Source organism: Pusillimonas sp. MFBS29, from assembly GCF_020687695.1.
Lineage (GTDB): Bacteria > Pseudomonadota > Gammaproteobacteria > Burkholderiales > Burkholderiaceae_B > Pusillimonas_C.
In genome coordinates, this window is the sequence record NZ_JAJEWL010000009.1 from 115470 (window position 1) to 135208 (window position 19739).

At 59.3% G+C, this 19739-nt stretch carries 16 protein-coding genes and 1 other RNA gene; 2 read left to right on the plus strand and 15 right to left on the minus strand.

The genetic code is table 11. The features are described from left to right. Positions 1 to 2 precede the first annotated feature (2 nt). The 12 genes from LKR43_RS13980 to rnpB all read right to left on the minus strand — a co-directional run bounded on the left by LKR43_RS13980 (position 3) and on the right by rnpB (position 14330). Positions 3 to 950, minus strand: coding sequence for a D-alanine--D-alanine ligase (locus LKR43_RS13980; RefSeq protein WP_227684779.1), 948 nt, complete (start codon positions 948 to 950; stop codon positions 3 to 5). Further along, positions 947 to 2353, minus strand: a complete 1407-nt coding sequence (gene murC, locus LKR43_RS13985; protein WP_227684781.1) for a UDP-N-acetylmuramate--L-alanine ligase — start codon at positions 2351 to 2353, stop codon at positions 947 to 949. Before murC ends, LKR43_RS13980 begins: the two co-directional genes overlap by 4 nt. Continuing rightward, positions 2350 to 3423 carry an undecaprenyldiphospho-muramoylpentapeptide beta-N-acetylglucosaminyltransferase gene (murG, locus tag LKR43_RS13990; RefSeq protein WP_227684783.1) on the minus strand — a complete coding sequence of 358 codons (1074 nt, stop codon included), beginning with the start codon at positions 3421 to 3423 and terminating at the stop codon, positions 2350 to 2352. Before murG ends, murC begins: the two co-directional genes overlap by 4 nt. After that, positions 3420 to 4613, minus strand: a complete 1194-nt coding sequence (gene ftsW, locus LKR43_RS13995; RefSeq protein WP_227684785.1) for a putative lipid II flippase FtsW — start codon at positions 4611 to 4613, stop codon at positions 3420 to 3422. The genes murG and ftsW overlap by 4 nt, the downstream gene beginning before the upstream one ends. After that, positions 4610 to 6139 (minus strand): UDP-N-acetylmuramoyl-L-alanine--D-glutamate ligase, encoded by a 1530-nt coding sequence (gene murD, locus LKR43_RS14000; RefSeq protein ID WP_227684786.1) that lies wholly within the window; start codon positions 6137 to 6139, stop codon positions 4610 to 4612. The genes ftsW and murD overlap by 4 nt, the downstream gene beginning before the upstream one ends. After that, complete coding sequence (gene mraY, locus LKR43_RS14005; protein WP_227684788.1) at positions 6136 to 7308, minus strand: phospho-N-acetylmuramoyl-pentapeptide-transferase; 1173 nt, start codon at positions 7306 to 7308, stop codon at positions 6136 to 6138. The genes murD and mraY overlap by 4 nt, the downstream gene beginning before the upstream one ends. After that, positions 7298 to 10093, minus strand: a complete 2796-nt coding sequence (gene murF / locus LKR43_RS14010) for a bifunctional UDP-N-acetylmuramoyl-L-alanyl-D-glutamate--2,6-diaminopimelate ligase MurE/UDP-N-acetylmuramoyl-tripeptide--D-alanyl-D-alanine ligase MurF (RefSeq protein ID WP_227684790.1) — start codon at positions 10091 to 10093, stop codon at positions 7298 to 7300. The genes mraY and murF overlap by 11 nt, the downstream gene beginning before the upstream one ends. Further along, the gene (locus tag LKR43_RS14015; RefSeq protein ID WP_227684792.1) at positions 10090 to 11826 is read right to left on the minus strand and encodes a penicillin-binding protein 2; all 1737 of its coding nucleotides are present in this window, start codon (positions 11824 to 11826) and stop codon (positions 10090 to 10092) included. Before LKR43_RS14015 ends, murF begins: the two co-directional genes overlap by 4 nt. Beyond that, positions 11823 to 12128, minus strand: a complete 306-nt coding sequence (gene ftsL, locus LKR43_RS14020) for a cell division protein FtsL (RefSeq protein ID WP_227684798.1) — start codon at positions 12126 to 12128, stop codon at positions 11823 to 11825. Before ftsL ends, LKR43_RS14015 begins: the two co-directional genes overlap by 4 nt. Then, positions 12129 to 13214, minus strand: a complete 1086-nt coding sequence (gene rsmH, locus LKR43_RS14025) for a 16S rRNA (cytosine(1402)-N(4))-methyltransferase RsmH (protein ID WP_227684800.1) — start codon at positions 13212 to 13214, stop codon at positions 12129 to 12131. Positions 13215 to 13222: 8 nt separating this feature from the next. Further along, positions 13223 to 13651, minus strand: coding sequence for a division/cell wall cluster transcriptional repressor MraZ (gene mraZ, locus LKR43_RS14030; protein ID WP_227684802.1), 429 nt, complete (start codon positions 13649 to 13651; stop codon positions 13223 to 13225). Positions 13652 to 13924: 273 nt separating this feature from the next. Then, an RNA gene (gene rnpB / locus LKR43_RS14035) (RNase P RNA component class A) lies at positions 13925 to 14330 on the minus strand. A gap of 67 nt (positions 14331 to 14397) precedes the next feature. Between rnpB and LKR43_RS14040 the strand changes: the two genes are divergently transcribed. Further along, the gene (locus LKR43_RS14040; RefSeq protein ID WP_227684804.1) at positions 14398 to 16197 is read left to right on the plus strand and encodes an ATP-binding cassette domain-containing protein; all 1800 of its coding nucleotides are present in this window, start codon (positions 14398 to 14400) and stop codon (positions 16195 to 16197) included. Between the two features lie 59 nt (positions 16198 to 16256). On the opposite strand, the gene pyrC is transcribed toward LKR43_RS14040, so the two are convergent. Further along, on the minus strand, positions 16257 to 17318 hold the full coding sequence (gene pyrC, locus LKR43_RS14045; RefSeq protein ID WP_227684805.1) for a dihydroorotase: 1062 nt from the start codon (positions 17316 to 17318) through the stop codon (positions 16257 to 16259). Positions 17319 to 17338: 20 nt separating this feature from the next. Next, positions 17339 to 18538 carry a M20 aminoacylase family protein gene (locus tag LKR43_RS14050; RefSeq protein ID WP_227684813.1) on the minus strand — a complete coding sequence of 400 codons (1200 nt, stop codon included), beginning with the start codon at positions 18536 to 18538 and terminating at the stop codon, positions 17339 to 17341. 167 nt (positions 18539 to 18705) lie between these two features. Here LKR43_RS14050 and LKR43_RS14055 point away from each other — a divergent pair, with 167 nt between their 5' ends. Then, the gene (locus LKR43_RS14055; protein ID WP_073110102.1) at positions 18706 to 18978 is read left to right on the plus strand and encodes an SWIB/MDM2 domain-containing protein; all 273 of its coding nucleotides are present in this window, start codon (positions 18706 to 18708) and stop codon (positions 18976 to 18978) included. A 178-nt stretch (positions 18979 to 19156) separates the two neighbouring features. On the opposite strand, the gene LKR43_RS14060 is transcribed toward LKR43_RS14055, so the two are convergent. Continuing rightward, positions 19157 to 19522 (minus strand): hypothetical protein, encoded by a 366-nt coding sequence (locus LKR43_RS14060; protein ID WP_227684814.1) that lies wholly within the window; start codon positions 19520 to 19522, stop codon positions 19157 to 19159. Positions 19523 to 19739: the final 217 nt, after the last annotated feature.

Sequence of the window (19739 nt, forward strand, 5' to 3'; positions counted from 1 at the left end):
TCCTAAACAGCGGGCGGCGTCTGCACTTTGCAGCAGGCCGTCGATAAAATTTCAAGACACAGTTCGGCATAACTCATGCCGTCTGCTTTGGCGCCCATAGGTACCAGCGAATGGCTGGTCATGCCGGGCGAGGTATTTATTTCCAGCAACCAGGGTTGGCCCGCCTGATCCAGCATGAAATCAGCCCGGCCCCAACCCTCGCAACCTACGACGACATAGGCCTGCTCGGCCAGTCGGCGGATGGAAGCGCTCAGGGCCTCGTCCAGCTGTGCCGGGCAGATGTACTGGGTATCGTTCGATATGTATTTGTGGTCGTAGTCGTAATTGCCATCAGGCGCCACGATCTCGATGATGGGCAAGGCACGTGTCGATTTGCCTTTGCCCAGCAGGGCAACGGTCAGCTCGCGGCCGGCGATGAACTGCTCTGCCAGCACTTCCTCGTCGTAGCGGGCGGCCAGCTGATAAGCCTCGCGCAGCTCCTCAAGCTTGTTAACTTTGGTGACGCCCAAGGTCGAACCCTCATGTGGCGGCTTGATGATCAGCGGCAAACCCAGTTCGGCGGCAACGGCCTCAAGGTCGGAGTCGGCGGTCAGCACGGCATAGCGGGGCGTCGGCAGCTGGTGCTGCAGCCAGACCTGCTTGGTCATGATCTTGTCCATGGCCAGGGACGAGGCCAGGGTGCCGCTGCCGGTGTAGGGCAAGCCCATCAGCTCCAGCGCGCCTTGCAGCGTGCCGTCTTCGCCATGGCGCCCGTGCAGGGCAATGAACACCCTGTCAAAGCCCGCATTTATCAGGTCAACCAGTGTGTACAGCCCGGTATCGAACAAGTGCGCGTCGACGCCCTTGCTGCACAGCGCTTCGTGCACCCCCTGGCCCGACATCAGGGACACTTCCCGCTCTGCGGACCGCCCTCCGTACAACACGCCTACGCGGCCATATTTTCCACTCACGCTGCTTCTCCTAATTGCCCGGGTACACGGCTGATCGAGCCCGCCCCCATGATCACCACGACATCACCATCGCGCGCAAAATCGCGGATGGCCTGGGGCAGCTCTGCGACATCTTCAACAAAAATGGGTTCAACCTTGCCGGCCACTCTCAGGGCCCGCGACAAGGCACGGCCGTCCGCAGCAATCAGCGGCGGCTCCCCGGCGGAATAGACATCGGTCAACAGGACGGCATCGGCCTGGCCCAATATCCGCACAAAATCCTCAAAGCAATCGCGGGTCCGGGTGTAGCGATGGGGCTGAAAGGCCAGCACAATACGGCGATCAGGCCAGGCACCACGCGCGGCCGCCAAAGTGGCCGCCATTTCAACCGGGTGATGGCCGTAATCGTCTATGACGGTGTATTTGCCCCCGCCACGCCGGGCGGAAACTTCAAAGTCACCCACTTGCGTGAATCGCCTTCCGACACCATTGAACGAGGCCAGCGATTCGATAATCGCGTCATCGGAAACGCCCAGCTCGGTCGCCACGGCAATCGCAGCCAGCGCATTCAGCACATTGTGGTGGCCGGGCAGATTCAGACTGACGGACATGGGCGGCAAGGCCCCGGTAGCGCCCTGGCGCTGCACGTCGAACCGCATCACGGTTCCATCGGCCCTGACATTCTCGGCGCGCACCTGTGCGCCCGATTCAATGCCGTAGGTCGTGACCGGGCGCGAGACAAAGGGAAGGATCTCTCGCACATTCGGATCGTCGCTGCAAAGTACTGCCGAACCATAAAAGGGCAGGCGTTGCGTGAACTCGATGAATGCGCTTTTCAGCCTGGCCACATCATGGCCATAGGTATCCATATGATCAACATCGATATTCGTGATGATGCACATGACGGGCAGCAAGTTCAGGAAGGACGCGTCCGACTCATCGGCCTCGACCACAATGAACTCGCCCTGACCCAGACGGGCATTGGCGCCTGCGGAATTGAGCCGCCCCCCGATAACGAAGGTCGGATCCAGATCTCCGGCGGCCAGCACGCTGGCGACCAGGCTGGTGGTTGTGGTTTTCCCATGAGTCCCGGCGACCGCAATACCGCGCTTCAGACGCATGAGTTCGGCCAGCATCAGCGCACGCGGCACCACTGGTATGCGTGCGGCCCGGGCTGCCAACACTTCGGGGTTGTCGGCAGACACGGCGGTGGAGGTCACGATCGCGCCCACACCAGCCACATTGGCGGCGTCGTGCCCGATGGTGATACGCGCCCCCAGGTCAGCCAGGCGACGGGTCACATTGCTTTCCTGTATGTCGGAGCCGCTGATCGAATAACCCAGGTTCAACAGCACCTCGGCAATGCCGCTCATGCCCGAACCACCTATGCCCACGAAATGTATGCTTTGTATTCTGTGCTTCATGCCTGCCTCCTGACAGCTTGGGTGCACGCATCGGCAATCTGACTGGTCGCATTCAGGCTGGCATGCTCGTGCGCATGCGTAGCAATGGCAGCCAGCTCTGTCCGTGTCGACTTGCGCAACCATTGCGCCAGCCACTCAACGGTGAGTCCGGATTGTTTCTGTAGCCAGGCGCCGTGGCATTCGCTCAGGTAACGCGCGTTGGCCGTCTGGTGATCATCTATGGCATGCGGCAGCGGCACGAACAAGGCGGCAACGCCCACTGCCGCCACTTCTGCCACGGTCATGGCGCCTGCCCGGCATATCACCAGGTCGGCATCCGCCAGGGCATGCGCCATATCGTCTATGAAGGCGTGGCACACTGCGTGTACGCCGTTCTTCTCATACTCCGCACGCAGCGTAGCCAGATGCTTTTCACCCGACTGATGCGTCACCAGAGGTCGTTCGTCGGCGGCCAGCTGCCCCAGCGCCTTGGGCACAATATTGTTCAGCGCCGCAGCGCCCAGGCTGCCACCCACGACCAGCAGGCGCAAAGGCCCTTGCCTGGCCTGGTAGCGCTCGGCGGCTGGTGCGACCTGCACAAGCGCCTTGCGTACAGGATTGCCCACCATCACCGCGCCCGGCAAGGCCCCCGGGAAGCCGACCAGCACTTTGCTGGCCAGCTTTGCCAGCCAGCGGTTGGCTGTACCCGCAACAGCGTTCTGCTCGTGAATGACCAGGGGAATGCGCCGCAGGGTCGCTGCTACGCCGCCTGGAAACGCAACATAACCGCCCATGCCCAGCACCACGTCGGGGCGGACACTACCAAGCAGACGGTAGGCTTGCCAGCCTGCCCGGCTCAGGGTGAACGGCAGCTTGAGCAAGGTCATCAGACCCTTGCCCCGTACGCCGGAGAATCGCAATGGCAACAACTCGATACCCTGAGGAGGCACCAGACGCCCTTCCATGCGGTCAGGGTGCCCCAGCCACAGTACCCGCCAGCCGCGCGCTTTCATTTCGTGAGCAACAGCCAGCCCCGGCATGATATGCCCGCCGGTCCCGCCCGCCATAATCAGCAAAGTCGGTGTACTCATGTCCGCTTGCCTCGCATCATGTTGCGATTCTCGTAATCGACACGGAACAGCAGCGCCATCGCGACGCAATTCATGACAATGCCACTGCCGCCATAACTCACCATGGGCAAGGTCAGGCCTTTGGTAGGCAGCAACCCCATGCACACGCCGATATTGATGAATGACTGCACGCCGAACCACAAAGCCACACCTTGCGCGACCAACCCGTTGAATATGCGCTCCATGGCAATGGCCTGCCGACCAATTTCGAAGCCACGCCAGATCAGGAAGACAAACAATCCGATCAGGCAGGCCACTCCGACAAAGCCGAGCTCTTCACCTATAACAGCGACAATGAAGTCAGTGTGCGCTTCAGGCAGATAGTGCAGCTTCTCGACGCTGGCACCCAGGCCCACGCCGAACCACTCGCCACGCCCCAGGGCAATCAGGGAATGCGACAGCTGATACGCGCTGCCGTACGCATTTTCTGGATTCCAGGGATCCAGATACACAAACAGGCGCTCGCGCCGCCACGGCGAAAGCCAGATCAGCAGTAGAAAGCTGCCTACCAGTATGCTTAGCAATATCGAGAACAGCTTGCCGTTGATGCCACCGATGAACAGAATGCCAACCGCAATCGCCACGATTACCATGAAGGCACCCAGGTCGGGCTCCAGCAGCAGCACAATGCCCACCAGCGCAAGTGCGAATGCCATTGGCAGAAAGCCACGCATAAAGCTCTGCATGTATTCCTGCTTGCGCACGGTGTAATCAGCCGCATACAACAACACAGCAACCTTCATCAGCTCGGAAGGCTGGAAATTGATCAGGCCCAGGGACAGCCAGCGGCGTGCGCCGTTGACCTCGCGCCCTACACCCGGAATCAACACTACGACAAGCAGCAGCAGTGCGAACAAAAACAGCGGTATGGCGAACTTGCGCCACACCTTCATGGGTATGCTGGCCGCGAACAGCGCTGCCAGAACACCCATCAAGGCAAACAAGCCATGGCGGATCACAAAATAATAGCGTCCGTAGCTTTCGTATCGGGGGCCGTCGGCCAGCGCAATAGAGGCCGAATACACCATGAGCAGCCCGAACAGCATCAGGGCCGTGGCCGCCACCAGCATGGGAACATCAATGCTGGGCATGGTGGTGCGCCCGGGCCGTACGGCATTGACGCTGGATGTCAGATCGGCGAACAGGCTCATGCGATCTCCCCCCGGCTCAGGGCCAATTCCTGCACCTCATCAACGAAACAGGCGCCACGATGACCGTAATTGCGGAACATATCCAGGCTGGCGCATGCCGGCGAAAGCAGAACGGTATCACCCGGCTGTGCCAGTTCCATGCTGCGGCTGACCGCCACCGCCAGGGTGTCGACCAATTCGGTCGGAACATTGGTGCCCGCGAGCGCCTGTGCAATCGTGGCGGCATCCTGACCGATCAGGACCACGGCGCGTGCGTGCGCGCGCACGGCCTCGGCCAGCGGAGCAAAGTCTTGTCCCTTGCCCATGCCACCGGCTATCAGCACCACACGCGTACCCATGCCTTCGAGCGCAGCCACTGTGGCACCGACATTGGTTCCCTTGCTGTCATTAATAAAATCGACGTCGGCGATCGTACGCACGAACTCGGTGCGATGCGGCTCACCTTCATAATCACGCAAGGCGTGCAGCATTGCCGCCCAGCCCAGATCCAGGCAACGGGCCAACGCCAGGGCAGCCAGCGCGTTCAAGGCGTTATGCTGGCCACGGGCCCGCAGTGCATCGGCTGGAATCAGCCGTGACACACGACCTTCCGCACGTTCGGGTTCAGCTGCTGACTTCTTGCGCCGCGTCGGGGCGGCCGGCATGTCGAAATCCGTTGCCTCGGCAGCGACCAGCCAGGTCATGTCGTGACTGCGCTCCAGGCCCAGATCACCCTGAAGGACGGGAACATCCGAACCGAAACTGCGCACGGCAAGCTTGCTGATGCCGTCGACCATGGCCATTACCTGAGGGTCATCACGGTTCACTATCGTGATGGCGGACATATTCAGCAGACGTGCCTTGGCCGCTGCATATGCCTGCATGGAGCCATGCCAGTCCAGATGATCCTGAGTGACGTTCAGCACGACGGCAGCATCAGGACGCAACGACCGTGTGGACTCCAGCTGAAAACTCGAGAGTTCCAGAACCCAGACCTCGGGCAGATCGTTAGCTGCCAGCGCATCACGCAGCGCGCCAAGGGCGGCCGGGCTGATGTTGCCGGCAGCCTTGACCGCAAGGCCACTGGCTTGTACCAGTTGACGTGTCATGGCCGTCACTGTGGTCTTGCCGTTAGTACCGGTAACGGCAAGAACTTTGGGCTCATAACCTTGCGGCGCCATATCGGCCAGCGCACGGGCAAACAGCTCGATTTCACCGATAACTTCAATATCGCGCTGGGCAGCCAGCGCCAGCAGTTCGCTGACCGGCGCCTGGAACGGTGACAGTCCGGGACTGAGCACGATGGTGCATACATCCTGCAGCGCTTTTTCGTTCAACGCCTGGGCGCCAAGACAGTACTCGACCTGGTCTTCACCCAAGGCCTGCTGCAATGCCTGCAATCCCCCCGGCTCGCTGCGCGTATCAAGCACGCGCAGGCGTGCCCCCTGCTGCGCGCACCATAGTGCGGCAGCAAGACCCGTCTCGCCCAGACCCAGTATCAGGGTCAGGCCATCGAGGCGCACCGAGGGAAAAGAGAAGGTATTCATCGTAATTTCAACGTTGCCAAACCAATAAGCACCAGCATCATGCTGATGATCCAGAACCTGACGACCACCTGGGTTTCTTTCCACCCGGTGACCTCGAAATGGTGATGCAGCGGCGCCATCCGGAATATTCGGCGCCCCTCGCCGTACCGTTTTTTGGTGTACTTGAACCAGGCCACCTGCAGCATCACCGACATGGTTTCAACCACGAAGACCCCGCCCATGATGAACAGGACGATTTCCTGCCGGACAATCACCGCTATCGTGCCCAGTGCGCCACCCAGGGCCAGCGCGCCGACATCACCCATGAACACCTGTGCGGGATACGCGTTGAACCATAGAAAGGCCAGGCCTGCGCCGGCGATGGCCGCACACAACACCATCAGTTCCGAGGCGCCAGGTATATACGGGAACAGCAGATATTTGGAATAGTCGACGCGTCCGACCACATAAGCGAATATCCCCAGCGCGCTGCCCACCATGACAGTAGGCATGATGGCCAGCCCGTCCAGCCCGTCGGTCAGGTTCACGGCATTGCTGGATCCGACTATGACCAGCCACGTCAGTGCCGCAAAACCAAAGACTCCCAGGGGATAGCTGACACTCTTGAAGAAGGGCACGATCAGGTCGGCGCGGGTAGGTAAAGGCATGGTGAAGCCGCTCAGCACCCAGTCACGAAACAGTGGCCATAACTCGGCATTGGCCGGCGCAGACACTGCAAAGGTCAGGTAGATGGACGCCACTAGGCCTATCAGGGCTTGCCAGAAGAACTTGCGGCGCGAAGACATGCCTTCGGGGTCACGGTTGACCACTTTCTTATAGTCGTCGGCCCAGCCTATCCAGCCAAAGCCAAAGGTCACGAGCAGCACCACCCAGACGAAACGGTTGGTCCAGTCGGCCCACATCAACGTGCTGACGCCGATCGAGATCAGGATGAGTGCGCCGCCCATGGTCGGTGTGCCATTTTTTTGCAGATGCGACTCGGGGCCATAGGTACGGACGGCCTGGCCAATCTTCAGCTCGGTCAGCCGGCGTATGACCCAGGGTCCGGCGCACAGACCAATCAGCAGCGCCGTGCCACAAGCCAGCACGGCACGGAAGGTAATGTATTCAATAACGCCAAAAGCGCGTATGTGTGACTCGGACAGCCAGCGCGCCAGTTCAAGTAGCATGGCGATCCCCTTCTTCCTGATTGATCAGTTCTTGCTCCAGGGCCCGGACAACCCGTTCCATGCGCGTGCTGCGCGAGCCCTTCACCAGGATGTGAGCCGGCACGTGCGACAGCAGGCAGCTGTTCAAAGCCTCGATCGACTGAAAAGCATGGGCACCATCGCCGAACGCATTGGCGGCATGGGCGCATGCCGGACCAAACGCCAGCAAAACGTCGATACCAAGCTCCTTGGCATAAGCGCCGACTTCGGCATGCATGGCATCGCCGTTCACACCAACCTCGCCCATGTCACCCAGCACCAGTACACGCTTGCCGTCCAGCGCCGAGAGCACATCGATGGCGGCGCGAACAGAATCCGGATTGGCGTTGTAGGTATCGTCAATAAGCTGGTAACCACCGGCCAGGCTACGCGGCTGCATGCGCCCCGATACAGGGTTGAACGACTCCAGCCCCTGTATGATGCGGTCCAGCGGTACGCCGGTTGCCAACGCACACGCAGCGGCAGCCAGGGCATTGCGCAAGTTGTGCACTCCTGGCGCTGCCAGGTTCAGCATCGCACTGCCATCGGGCGTGTGTATCCGACATACCGTGCGTGTGGGCTCGGCATGAATCTGGTCGGCGTACACATCCAGGTCGGGGTTGAAGCCGAACTTCAACACCTTGCGATCACCGGCCAGCTCGCTCCACAAGTCCGAATACACATCGTCTCCGGGGAACACGGCTACCCCATCTGCAGGCAGCATGTCGATGACCGTACCGTTTTCCCGCGCGACCGCTTCGACCGTCAGCATGAATTCCTGATGCTCACGCTGGGCGTTGTTGACGAGGGCGACCGTAGGCTGCGCGATATTCGCCAGCAGGGCGATTTCACCGGGATGATTCATGCCCAGCTCGAACACGGCGGCGCAGTGCCTGCGATCCAGACGCATCACCGTCAGGGGTACACCAATATCGTTGTTCAGATTGCCGCGGGTCGCCAGGCTGAGGTCTTCGCCCGGCCATTCGCGCAAGATGGCGGCAATCATTTCCTTGGTCGTGGTTTTTCCGTTGCTGCCCGTTACGGCAATCACCGGCAGCTCGTGCTGACGGCGCCACATCGTGCTGATACGGATCAGGGCCTGCCGGGTATCACCCAGCACAAACTGCGGTAAAGCAACGGTGCCGTCCTTGCGTTCGACAACGGCGGCGCATGCGCCGGCCTCTTGTACTGCCGACAGATAGGCGTGACCATCAAAGGCGTCACCCTTTAAAGCCACAAACAGCTGACCCTGGCTGATGCTGCGCGAGTCAGTTGAAATGCTTATACCCTGTTGCCAGGACAGAGCGAACCTGGCCCACTCACGATCGTCGAAGGGCTGGCGTTGATCCAGAATTTCCTGATAGGTTTCGTGCCCCTTGCCCGCAAGCAGAACAACATCGCGAGTATCGGCGGACCAGATGGACGACAGAATAGCCAGGGCACGATCGGGTTCGATGCGAGGAGCCTGTGGCATGCCGGACACGATCTGCGCAATGATGTCTTGTGGCTCTTCAAGGCGCGGATTGTCGTTGGTTAGTACGACTTCGTCGGCCAGATCAAAGGCAATGCGTCCCATGATGGGGCGTTTGCTGCGATCGCGGCTGCCACCGCAGCCAAAGACGCAAATCAGTTTGCCGCCCCTGGCCTTGGCAACATCGCCCAGAGCAATCAAGGCACGCTCAAGGGCATCGGGCGTATGTGCGTAATCTACAATCACCATGGCCTGGGCATGCGAAGCAGCTTCCAGCCCCAGCGGCTCGATCACCTGCAGCCGGCCTTCAACAGAGCGCAGCGTAGCCAGGACGCGGGCAATACGTGACAAGTCCCATCCCAGTTGCTGCAGCACGCCGGACACCAGCAGCAAATTGGCAACGTTATGCTCGCCCACCAAGCGCGTCAGCAATTGTGCCGCGCCCTTGCGGGTCACCAAATTGAATACCAGACCATAACGGCCCGCATGAATATCCTGGGCCTGAATCGCAGCCTGCTCATTACCCGACACCGAATACGCCAGCGTGGTCGCCGCCGGCAGTTGGTTCGCCAGCTGCCGGCCGGCCGGATCGTCGATATTGACCACGGCACTGCTCAAGCCCGGCCAGTTGAACAAGGCAAACTTGGCACGCCGGTAATTTTCAAGGGTGCCGTGGTAATCCAGATGATCGTGCGTCAGGTTGGTAAAGGCGGCGATATCGATACGCACATGATCGAGCCTGCCCTGCTCCAGCCCTATGGACGAAGCCTCCAGCGCCACAACCTGCGCGCCCGCCTCGAGCATCGCTGCCAGGCTGCGATGCATGGTCAGCACGTCGGGCGTTGTGAGCACACCGCCCAGATTGCTGCCGTCGGGCAGCGTTGCACCCAGCGTACCCAAGGTGGCGCAGGGTGTGCCTTCACCATTCAATGCCGCTGCCAGCCACTGCACGCAGCTGGTCTTGCCATTGGTTCCGGTCACGGCGATTATGGACAACTTTCCTGAAGGCTGGCCATACCAAAGATCGGCAACCTGACCCAAAACCCCGGACAGATTCTCAACCGCGAGCACCGGCACTCCGATCGAGTCTGCGGCCGTTTGCTGATCGCCTGCATGCATCACGATAGCCGCCGCTCCCGCCTGTATCGCCTGCGAGATATAGTCACGACCGTCGCCGGCGTGACCTTTGCACGCAAAGAATACGTCGTTCGCGCTCAACTGGCGCGAATCCAGACACAGGTTGGCCTTAGGCGCGACGTGCTGGCCCAGCCAGGAGATAATGTCTTTTGCGTTCATTGCTGGCCCTCCCCATTGACGCGGGCGGCCACCAGCGATTCTATTGGCGCATCCGGCTGTACACCCAGGCGGCGCAAGCTGCTTGCCACCACATTGGCGAACACCGGCGCCGCCACGCGGCCACCGTAATAACCATTCGAATGTGGCTCATCAATGGTCACGGCCACCACGATACGGGGGTCAGACACAGGGGCAAAACCAACAAAGGAACTACGATAAAGTGAAGTACTGTATTTTCCGTTGACAATCTTTCTTGCCGTACCGCTCTTGCCAGCCACCCGGTAGCCCTGAACCTGGGCAAGCTTGGCGCCGTCAGGCCCCGCCGCCGCTTCAAGCATGGCGCGAACCTGACCAGCCACTTTGGGTGTGTAAACCTGCACGCTGGTCGGTTTGCCAGAACGCTTTAGCAGCGTCAGCGACACCATGTCGCCATTGCGCGCAAAGGTGGTATAGGCATGCGCCATCTGCAGCAGGGATACCGACATACCATAGCCGTAGGCCATGGTTGCGCGCTCGATGGGGCGCCAGCGTTCCCAGGGGCGCAGGCGTCCCGATGCCACGCCGGGGAAATTCGCCTGCGGTGCGCGCCCGAAACCCAGCCTCGTGAAGTTATTCCACATTTCCTGGGAGGTGAGCTGCTCCGAAAGCATAGTCATGCCAATATTGCTGGAACGGCGCAGTATGCCTGCCACATTCAGAACGCCGTTGCGGCTGACGTCGGAAATGGTCGACCCCTGATAGCGATAGCGGCCATTGCCCGTATCGAACAAGGTTGAGGTTGTGACACGATTGATATCCAGCGCGAGCGCCACGGTAAACGGCTTCATGATAGAGCCCGGCTCAAAGGTATCGGTCAGCGCGCGATTACGCAATGCAGCGCCTTTTCTATCATCACGATCATTCGGATCGTAAGTGGGCAGATTGACCAGCGCCAGAATTTCACCGGTGTGCGTATCGATGACGACGCCCGCACCCGCCTTGGCATTATGTTCTTCCAGCGCCTTCTGGAGTGCCGTGTACAAATCAAACTGCAGGCCGCTGTCGATCGAGAGCATCAGGTCCTGGCCATCGACCGGCGGCACGATTGCCTGCACATCTTCAATGACACGACCCAGGCGGTCCTTGATCACACGACGTGAACCAGGCCGGCCGGAAAGCTCCTCGTTAAAGGCGAGCTCCACCCCTTCAATACCTTTGTCTTCGATATTGGTAAACCCGATTACATGCGCGGCGACCTCGCCTTCAGGATAAAACCGACGCATCTCGACCTGCTGATGAAAGCCCGGTACCTTCAACGCCTTTATCTGATCCGCGGTATCCACAGCGACCTGGCGCTTGATATAGACAAAATTCTTGTCTTCATCGACCAGCCGCCCCTTGATATCCTTGACGGGCATGTCGAGCAAGACGCCCAGCTGCTTGAGCTGCTCGGAGGTAGCCTTGCGCGTATCTTCCGGAATAGCCCAGATCGCACGCACCGGAACACTGGACGCCATGACCACTGTACCGCTGCGATCAAAGATCTTGCCGCGCGTGGCGGGCAGCACCAGGTTGCGCTCATAACGGCGCTCGCCCTGCTGCTGCAGGAATTCGGTGGACAAGCCCTGCAAATGCAATGCCTTGACCGCAAGCGCAATAAACCCGAGCATCAGCAGGATCAGCACCAGGCGCGAACGCCACATGGGCATCTGCACATTGAGAACGGGGCTGTCGAAGAATCTTACGCGCTTCATGGCCTTGCCTCGCTGGTCGCCGGCTGGCCGGAATTGTTCGCGGCACCCTTCAGGTATATCGTCATGTCGGGCGAGGTAGACGCCATTTTCAGATCTTTACGCGCCAGACCATCGATACGGGCATTGCGGGCCAGCTCAGCACGCTCCAGCTGCAGGCGACGCCACTCGGTATCGAGATCCCTGGCTTTGTCTTCCAGGCGATCCGCCTGCACAAACAGCTGACGTGATTGAAAACGCGCTGTCACCAGAGACAGCGCCGAGACCATCAGCAATACCGCGCAAAAGATAATCAGGCGGCCCATTTACCTGCGCCCCTTTCTGGCAGAGCCGCGGGCAGCCCCCTGCGAGGAGCCCGCTACCAGGTTCATGGCCGTAACAAACGAAGCCCCCTGATCAGGAGGCAATGGTGTTGAAGTACGCTCGGCGACCCGCAGTACCGCCGACCTTGCCCGCACGTTATCCCGGGACTCTTCTTCGCTCGGCAAGATGCGGCCTAACGAATTCAGGATGGGTTGCGGCATATCCTTCTCGAGTATGGGCAGGCGGGCATGCATCTCGGCGGGACGTGATGCCGCCGAGATGCATTGCTTGACCATGCGATCTTCAAGAGAATGGAAACTGATCACAGCCAGACGCCCACCTGGTACCAGCACTCTCAGCACTGCCGCGAGGGCGAGCGCGAGCTCCTGGAGTTCTTGATTGATGTGAATCCGTATAGCCTGAAAGGTGCGGGTGGCCGGGTGTTGACCCTTTTCGCGCGTACGGACGACACTGGCGACGAGCTCGGCGAGGTCGAGCGTTGTGCGCAGCGGCCTGGATTCGCGGCGAGCAATAAGCGCCTTTGCAATCTGGAAAGCAAACCGTTCTTCGCCATATTTAGCTATGACCTCCTTTAATTCATCAATGTCGGCCTGCGCCAACCATTGCGCAGCGGTCAGACCACTGCTTGTATCCATGCGCATATCCAGCGGGCCTTCACGCATAAATGAGAAACCCCTGCCGGCATCGTCTATCTGCGGCGATGAAATGCCCAGATCCAGCATCACACCATTTACCCCGGTAATGCCCAGCCGCTCGAGCTGCGCCGGCATATCGGCAAAACCGCTGTGCACCACAACTACTCTTTCGTCCTCTTGCTGCAAGGCTTGGGCGACCGCGATGGCTTCAGGATCCTTGTCAAAAACAACCAGCCTGGCATCAGGCGCCAGACGCGTCAGCAACAAGCGGCTGTGCCCGCCACGACCAAACGTTCCGTCAACGAACACGCCGGTAGCCGCTGCCGGCGCATCATGCTGCGCTGCTTTGCGTTTACCTTTGGCACTAAAACCAGGATCAACGAGGGCGTTAACCGTAGGCTCCAGCAGCACGGATCGATGCGAAAACTCCATAGTCGTGTTCAGAATGAAAAGGTTTCCAGAACCTCGGGCATGCCTTTCGCCAGATCTTCGGCTTCACGACGCGCCCACTCGGCGCTATCCCACAACTCGAAATGACTACCCATTCCCAGCAACATGACTTCGCGTGTCAGGCCCGCTGCAGCACGCAGTTCGGGCGAGACCAGAATCCGGCCAGAGCCATCCATATCGACATCAAGTGCGTTACCCAGCAAAAGACGCTGCAATGGACGAGCCTGCATCGGGAAAGCTGCGATCTGCTCGCGCTTTTTTTCCCAGACCGAACGGGGATAAACCAGCAAACAGCCATCAGGGTGGCGAGTCAGGGTCAGACGCCCCTCGACCTGCGAAACGAGCGCGTCACGATGCCGGGTCGGAATGGACATCCGACCCTTGGCGTCTAGCGTGAGAGCACTGCAACCCTGGAACACTAATTTTTCCCCACTTTTTTGCACTAAAACCTACTTTTCCCCACTCTACGGGAAGGAATGCATAAGGTCAAGCGCCTGGTTGCAATTTTTTCAATTACAACAAGCACTTAGCGCACTTTTTATCTTATTTGAAGAAAAAAATATGTAGATAAATCAAGAAATTGCAGAAGCAACTGCAAGTCCTTTATCAGAAGATAAGGAGCCGCGGCGACGTTTTATTTGCATTTGTTGACATGTCGGGCCGGAAGCGGCCGAATGGGGCGCACGAAAGAAGTGTGAGGCAGATCTGTAGGCCGGATTCTGTACGCCGGGCAAGCCCGGCTGGCAATCATTCCTCTGGGTGGGACATTACTGCACCACTCTAGCCATCTACCCGCATGCTGGGGCGAGCCGCCCTTCTGGCCTGAGCCTGCGCATGCCTATTTGATGTTGCTCCGGATAGAGGTTACCGCGTTTCACCCTGCCACGCTGCAGCCCGAAGGCTGCGCAACACGGAGATGGCCGTGTCAGTGCATGCAACGCATGCCCACGTGGCAGACTCGTCTCTGTGGCCCTGTTCCTCGGCCAGGCCATGTACCAGGTACACAGACTGACCGGGCGGCTGTTAGCCGCTACCCTGCTCTATGGAGTCCGGACCTTCCTCGATACCCGAAAGTACCGCGACTGCCCGACCTGCCTCACCGGGGCATTGTAACCTGCGACAATAGAGGTTTCGCCACTTGCGCTTTACAGGTATTAATTTTTCTATGGCCGCCACCACGCTGATCACCCTGAGCAATGCACAGCTTGCTTATGGGCACCATCCACTGCTCGACCAGACCGACTTTTCGATACAGCCCGGCGAACGCATAGGCCTGATCGGCCGCAACGGAGCAGGCAAATCGTCTCTGCTGAAGATTCTGGACGGCCGCAGCGTCCTTGACGATGGAGAGCTCATGCGTCTGGGCGGCCTGAAAACCGCAACCGTCGAGCAGGAGCCCGATCTGGACGACACACTGACCGTGTTCCAGACCTTGTGCCCCGACAGCACGGAAAATGAAGACTGGTCGCGCCCTTCGCGTGTGCAGGCATTGATTGAAAAGCTGGGGCTCAACCCTGACGACCAGGTCCAGGGCCTGTCCGGCGGCACCCGCAAGCGTGTGGCACTGGCCAGGGCGCTGGCCGATGAGCCTGATCTGCTGTTGCTTGATGAACCCACCAACCATCTGGATTTTACCGGCATTGCCTGGCTCGAGAACCTGCTGCTGAACGCCGCGTGCAGCGTGGTCATCATCACCCACGACCGTCGCTTTCTTGATGCCGTGGCAACGCGCATCGTTGAACTTGACCGCGGCAAGCTGTACAGCTTTCCCGGCAATTTCTCGCAGTGGCAGCAGCGCAAAATGGAGTGGCTCGAAGCCGAAAAACAGCAAAACGCCAAGTTCGACAAAGTACTGGCCCAGGAAGAAGCCTGGATACGCCAGGGCGTGGAAGCACGGCGTACCCGCAACGAAGGACGCGTACGCCGGCTTGAGCAGTTGCGCCGGGAGCGTGCCTCACGCCGTGAGCGCCAGGGCAACGTGAACCTTGCGGTTGCTGAAGGGCAACGCTCAGGCAAACTGGTGGCCGAACTCAAGCACGTCACGCACAGTTACGGCGACAAAATCATCATCCAGGACCTGTCGACCACGATATTGCGCAAAGACCGCATCGGCCTGATCGGGCCAAACGGCGCCGGCAAGACGACCTTGCTTAAAGTGATACTGGGCGAGCTGAAACCAAGCAGTGGCACTGTGCGCCTGGGCGTGAACCTGACCGTTGGTTATTTCGACCAGATGCGCTCGCAACTCGACGAGAACGCCACCTTGGTCGACACCATCAATCCGGGCAGTGAATGGGTAGAGATCGGAGATCAGCGCAAGCATGTCATGAGCTACCTGGAAGACTTCCTGTTTTCGCCCGCACGCGCGCACTCTCCGGTACAAACCCTGTCTGGCGGCGAACGCGCACGCCTGGTGCTTGCACGTATGTTCGCCCGCCCTACCAACGTGCTGGTGCTGGACGAGCCCACCAACGACCTGGATATCGAAACACTCGAGTTGCTCGAGGAACTGCTACAGAACTACCCCGGCACCGTGCTGCTGGTCAGTCACGACAGGGAATTCCTGAACAACGTGGTCACCCAGACCATCGCCGCAGAGGGCAACGGCCATTGGCAGGAATACGTGGGTGGCTACGACGAATGGCTGGCGCAACGCCCCGAACAGCCCGAAGCGGGCGAAGAAAAGGCCAAGAAGAAAGAGCCACCCGTCGAACGGCCCAAGCCGTCCCGCAAGTCGCGTATCACATCATGGGAGCTGACTGAGCTCGAGGGCATACCCAACGCCATCGCAGAGCTCGAGGCCGAACAGGCTGCGCTGGCCGGCCGCCTGGCCGACGGCAGCCTGTACCGCGACGCGCCCGAAGAGGTCAATGTCATCAACGAACAGCTGCACGCTCTGGAAGAAAAGCTGGATGCACTGTTCGCCCGCTGGGAAGCGCTGGAAGAAAAGAAAAACGACAGCTAGAAGCGCGGGCGGTAGAAACATCCGTCTGGACAACTGCCCGGTCCATATTTCCTTCACCGCTAGGCGATAACCTTCCAGCCCAGCGACTCCCCTGCCGCCAGCGGCACGACCGTGGAATCGGCCAGCGGCAATTCCTGGGGAATGACATAGTCGGTGCGCTGCAACACCAGCCTGTCCTGGTTGACCGGCAGGCCGTAGAATGCCGGTCCGTTCAGGCTGGCAAAGGCTTCGAGCTGATCCAGCTTGCCAACCGAATCGAAGGCACTGGCATAGAGCTCCATAGCGTGCAGCGCCGTGTAGCAGCCGGCGCAGCCACAGGCGTTTTCCTTCAGGCCTTTGGAGTGCGGCGCACTGTCGGTACCCAGGAAGAAACGCCCTGAACCACCGGTGGCCGCCTCGAGCAAGGCCAGCCTGTGCTTTTCACGCTTGAGCACTGGCAGGCAATACCAATGCGGGCGTACTCCGCCCTGGAACAGGGCATTGCGGTTATACAAAAGATGATGCGCAGTAATGGTGGCCGCCACAGGACCTTCTGCCTGCTGCACATACTGCACGCCATCCTGCGTGGTCAGATGCTCGAAGACTACTTTCAGCTCGGGATAAGCATTGCGCAGCGGCAGCATGACTCGTTCGATAAATACCGCTTCGCGGTCAAAAAGATCGATTGCGGGGTCGGTTACCTCTCCGTGCACCAGCAAGGGCATACCGACGCGCTGCATGGCGGCCAGCGCCTTTGCGCAGCGGCCAAGTAAATCTGTCACGCCGGCATCGGAATTGGTTGTTGCGCCGGCGGGATAAAGCTTGATCCCGTGCACCATGCCAGACTCGCTTGCACGCACGACTTCGTCGGCGCTGGTATTGTCGGTAAGGTACAAGGTCATCAGCGGCGTAAAGCGGCCCGGCTCGACCCCGGCCTTATCCAGCGCGGCCATGATGCGCTCACGATAAGCCAGCGCTAGCGCGGTCGTCACGACCGGTGGACGCAAATTCGGCATGATGATGGCACGCGCAAATTGCTGTGCCGTATGCCCTACGACGGAAGCAAGCACTTCGCCATCGCGCAGGTGCAGATGCCAGTCGTCGGGACGGATGATACTCAGGTTTTCAGTTGCTGCTTGCATGGGGAAAGTCTTGTTAAAGGTTACTTGGCGTGATCAAGCGGCATACTGCGTTCTACCAGGCGGCAGAACACGGCACTGCCAACAGGAATCACCGCATCATTGAAATCAAAAGTGGCGCTATGCAATACATGGCCCGCCTCGGCCCCGCCCTGACCAAGACGGAAATAGGCGCCGGGTCGCTGCAGCAGCACAACTGAAAAATCCTCAGAGCCCATCGAGGGCACAAGGTTTGATACCACCTGCTCTGCGCCGAACAGTTCGGTTGCAACGTCGACCACCAGCCTGGCGTGCTCGGGCGTATTGATGGTGGCGGGAAACAGATGGTGATATTTCAGCTCGATCTTTGCCTGAAAGGTTGCCGCAACGCCCTGAACCACTTCCTGCATGCGCCGTTCGACCTTTGCCTGCACGACGGGGCTGAACGTACGGACCGTGCCCGTCATGCGGGCATCGCGCGGAATGACGTTCATGGCCGGCAAACTGCCGGCGCTGACTGAGGCAACCGTAATCACAGCAGCATCGGTGGCCGCCACATTTCTGGACACGATGGTCTGCAAGGCTGTAATCAGATGCGCAGCGATCACGATCGGATCATTGGTCTGGTAGGCATGTGCACCGTGTCCGCCCCTGCCTTCGATGTGAATCTCGAAATGATCTGCTGCGGCCATGGCGGGGCCGGGATTCACCCCTATGGTGCCTGCCGGCAAACCCGGCCAGTTATGCAAGGCGTATATTGCATCGCAAGGGAAACGATCGAACAGCCCATCATCAAGCATGGCCTGGGCGCCACCCATGCCTTCTTCGGCAGGCTGAAAAATCAGTACAAGCTTGCCGTCGAAGTTTCGGGTTTCGGCAAGATAGCGGGCGGCACCGAGCAATACAGCGGTGTGTCCGTCATGCCCGCATGCATGCATGACACCGCTATTGACAGAGGCATGCGCCGCTTCAGTTTGCTCCAGTATGGGCAAGGCATCCATATCGGCCCGCAGCCCTATGCTACGCCCGCTGGTGTTGCGTCGGCCTTCCAGTACGCCGACAACGCCAGTCTTGCCGATGCCGCGATGCACCTCGTATCCAAGTGCCACGAGTGAACGGGCCACCAGGTCGGACGTACGGTTCTCGTTGAAGCCAAGCTCAGGATGCGCGTGTATGTCGCGTCGTAGTGCGGTCAGTTCGTCGTGAAATAGACTGATGGCATCAAACGCTTTCCTGGCATACATCGGACGAACACTCCTGGCGATAAAAATGGCGCTGGCAGGCTAAAACGTAACATTAGCACACGGCGTGCATGAAAACTTCTTGCACAAATTGCTTTGTCTTTCGGAGAGACTCAAGTTATCCTGCAGTAGAATCGTACTTTTCAACCATCAGTTAGGAGCCCTATTCTATGGCAACAACCGAGAAACCCGCCCGTAAGCCTAATGCGGCGTTCATGAAGCCACTTACCCCTAGCGCTACCTTAGCTGCCATCATCGGTCCCGAGGCAGTCCCACGTACCGAAGTCACCAAGAAAATCTGGGACTACATCAAGAAACACGACCTGCAGGACCCCGCCAACCGGCGCAACATCAACGCCGACGACAAACTACGCCCCTTGTTCGGCAAAGAACAAGTCTCGATGTTCGAACTGACCAAGCTCGTCAGCGGCCATCTGAAATAATCTGATTCGCTATCGTGTCTGGCTGCCAGACACTCCCGCCTTGAACTGAAGCTCGGCTGCCTGCGGGCAGTAGCAGTAAAGGTAAATGAATTGGTTTGCAAAAAACGCTGCCCAAATATGGAGCAGCGTTTTTTGTTTTATGCCGGCGGCCTGGCATTGCGCCAGAGCCCGGACCGAATCAATATTCGGCGACTGGAGACTGGCCTGAAAACAGCGCCAGCCAGCCTTTGATAATGCGATAAACGATCCAGACCAGCGCAATCAGCCCGGTGAGCCAGCCGATAAAGATAAATGTTGCGAGCCCGCTGAGTATCACCCACAGCAACCCCCACCAGAAGGTCTTGATGACCCAGTCAAAGTGATTGGCATACACCGTACCGGCGGCGTCGCCACGCTTGACGTAGGCCAGCACAATGGCGGCGACCGTTGCAATACCAAAAAAGCCCGCGCTGAGCAGGCCCAATGCAAACAGGCCATAGATAAGATGCGTGACGTTACGCATGGACAGGTTGTTGCCTTCTTCCGGCGGATACGCCTGAGTCATTGATAAGCTCCGATAACAGCCACAAATGAACTGTGTTGAATTAAACAGAAGTACTAGTTTACTAGAGTGGCGCGCAAAACAAAAAACCCCCACACGGTTTTGTGTGGGGGTTTTTCTTTCAATAAGAGCCTGACGATGACCTACTTTCACAGACGTACGTCCACTATCATCGGCGCGAAGGCGTTTCACTGTCCTGTTCGGGATGGGAAGGAGTGGG

Excerpts from the sequence above, each read along its gene's own strand:
- LKR43_RS14050 (WP_227684813.1), bottom strand. The coding sequence starts at position 18,538 with ATGTATGCCAGGAAAGCGTTTGATGCCATCAGTCTATTTCACGACGAA.
- murF (WP_227684790.1), bottom strand. The coding sequence starts at position 10,093 with ATGAACGCAAAAGACATTATCTCCTGGCTGGGCCAGCACGTCGCGCCT.
- rsmH (WP_227684800.1), bottom strand. The coding sequence starts at position 13,214 with ATGGAGTTTTCGCATCGATCCGTGCTGCTGGAGCCTACGGTTAACGCC.
- murC (WP_227684781.1), bottom strand. The coding sequence starts at position 2,353 with ATGAAGCACAGAATACAAAGCATACATTTCGTGGGCATAGGTGGTTCG.
- ftsW (WP_227684785.1), bottom strand. The coding sequence starts at position 4,613 with ATGAGCCTGTTCGCCGATCTGACATCCAGCGTCAATGCCGTACGGCCC.
- LKR43_RS14060 (WP_227684814.1), bottom strand. The coding sequence starts at position 19,522 with ATGACTCAGGCGTATCCGCCGGAAGAAGGCAACAACCTGTCCATGCGT.
- pyrC (WP_227684805.1), bottom strand. The coding sequence starts at position 17,318 with ATGCAAGCAGCAACTGAAAACCTGAGTATCATCCGTCCCGACGACTGG.
- murD (WP_227684786.1), bottom strand. The coding sequence starts at position 6,139 with ATGAATACCTTCTCTTTTCCCTCGGTGCGCCTCGATGGCCTGACCCTG.
- LKR43_RS14015 (WP_227684792.1), bottom strand. The coding sequence starts at position 11,826 with ATGAAGCGCGTAAGATTCTTCGACAGCCCCGTTCTCAATGTGCAGATG.
- mraY (WP_227684788.1), bottom strand. The coding sequence starts at position 7,308 with ATGCTACTTGAACTGGCGCGCTGGCTGTCCGAGTCACACATACGCGCT.
- LKR43_RS14055 (WP_073110102.1), top strand. The coding sequence starts at position 18,706 with ATGGCAACAACCGAGAAACCCGCCCGTAAGCCTAATGCGGCGTTCATG.
- ftsL (WP_227684798.1), bottom strand. The coding sequence starts at position 12,128 with ATGGGCCGCCTGATTATCTTTTGCGCGGTATTGCTGATGGTCTCGGCG.
- LKR43_RS14040 (WP_227684804.1), top strand. The coding sequence starts at position 14,398 with ATGGCCGCCACCACGCTGATCACCCTGAGCAATGCACAGCTTGCTTAT.
- murG (WP_227684783.1), bottom strand. The coding sequence starts at position 3,423 with ATGAGTACACCGACTTTGCTGATTATGGCGGGCGGGACCGGCGGGCAT.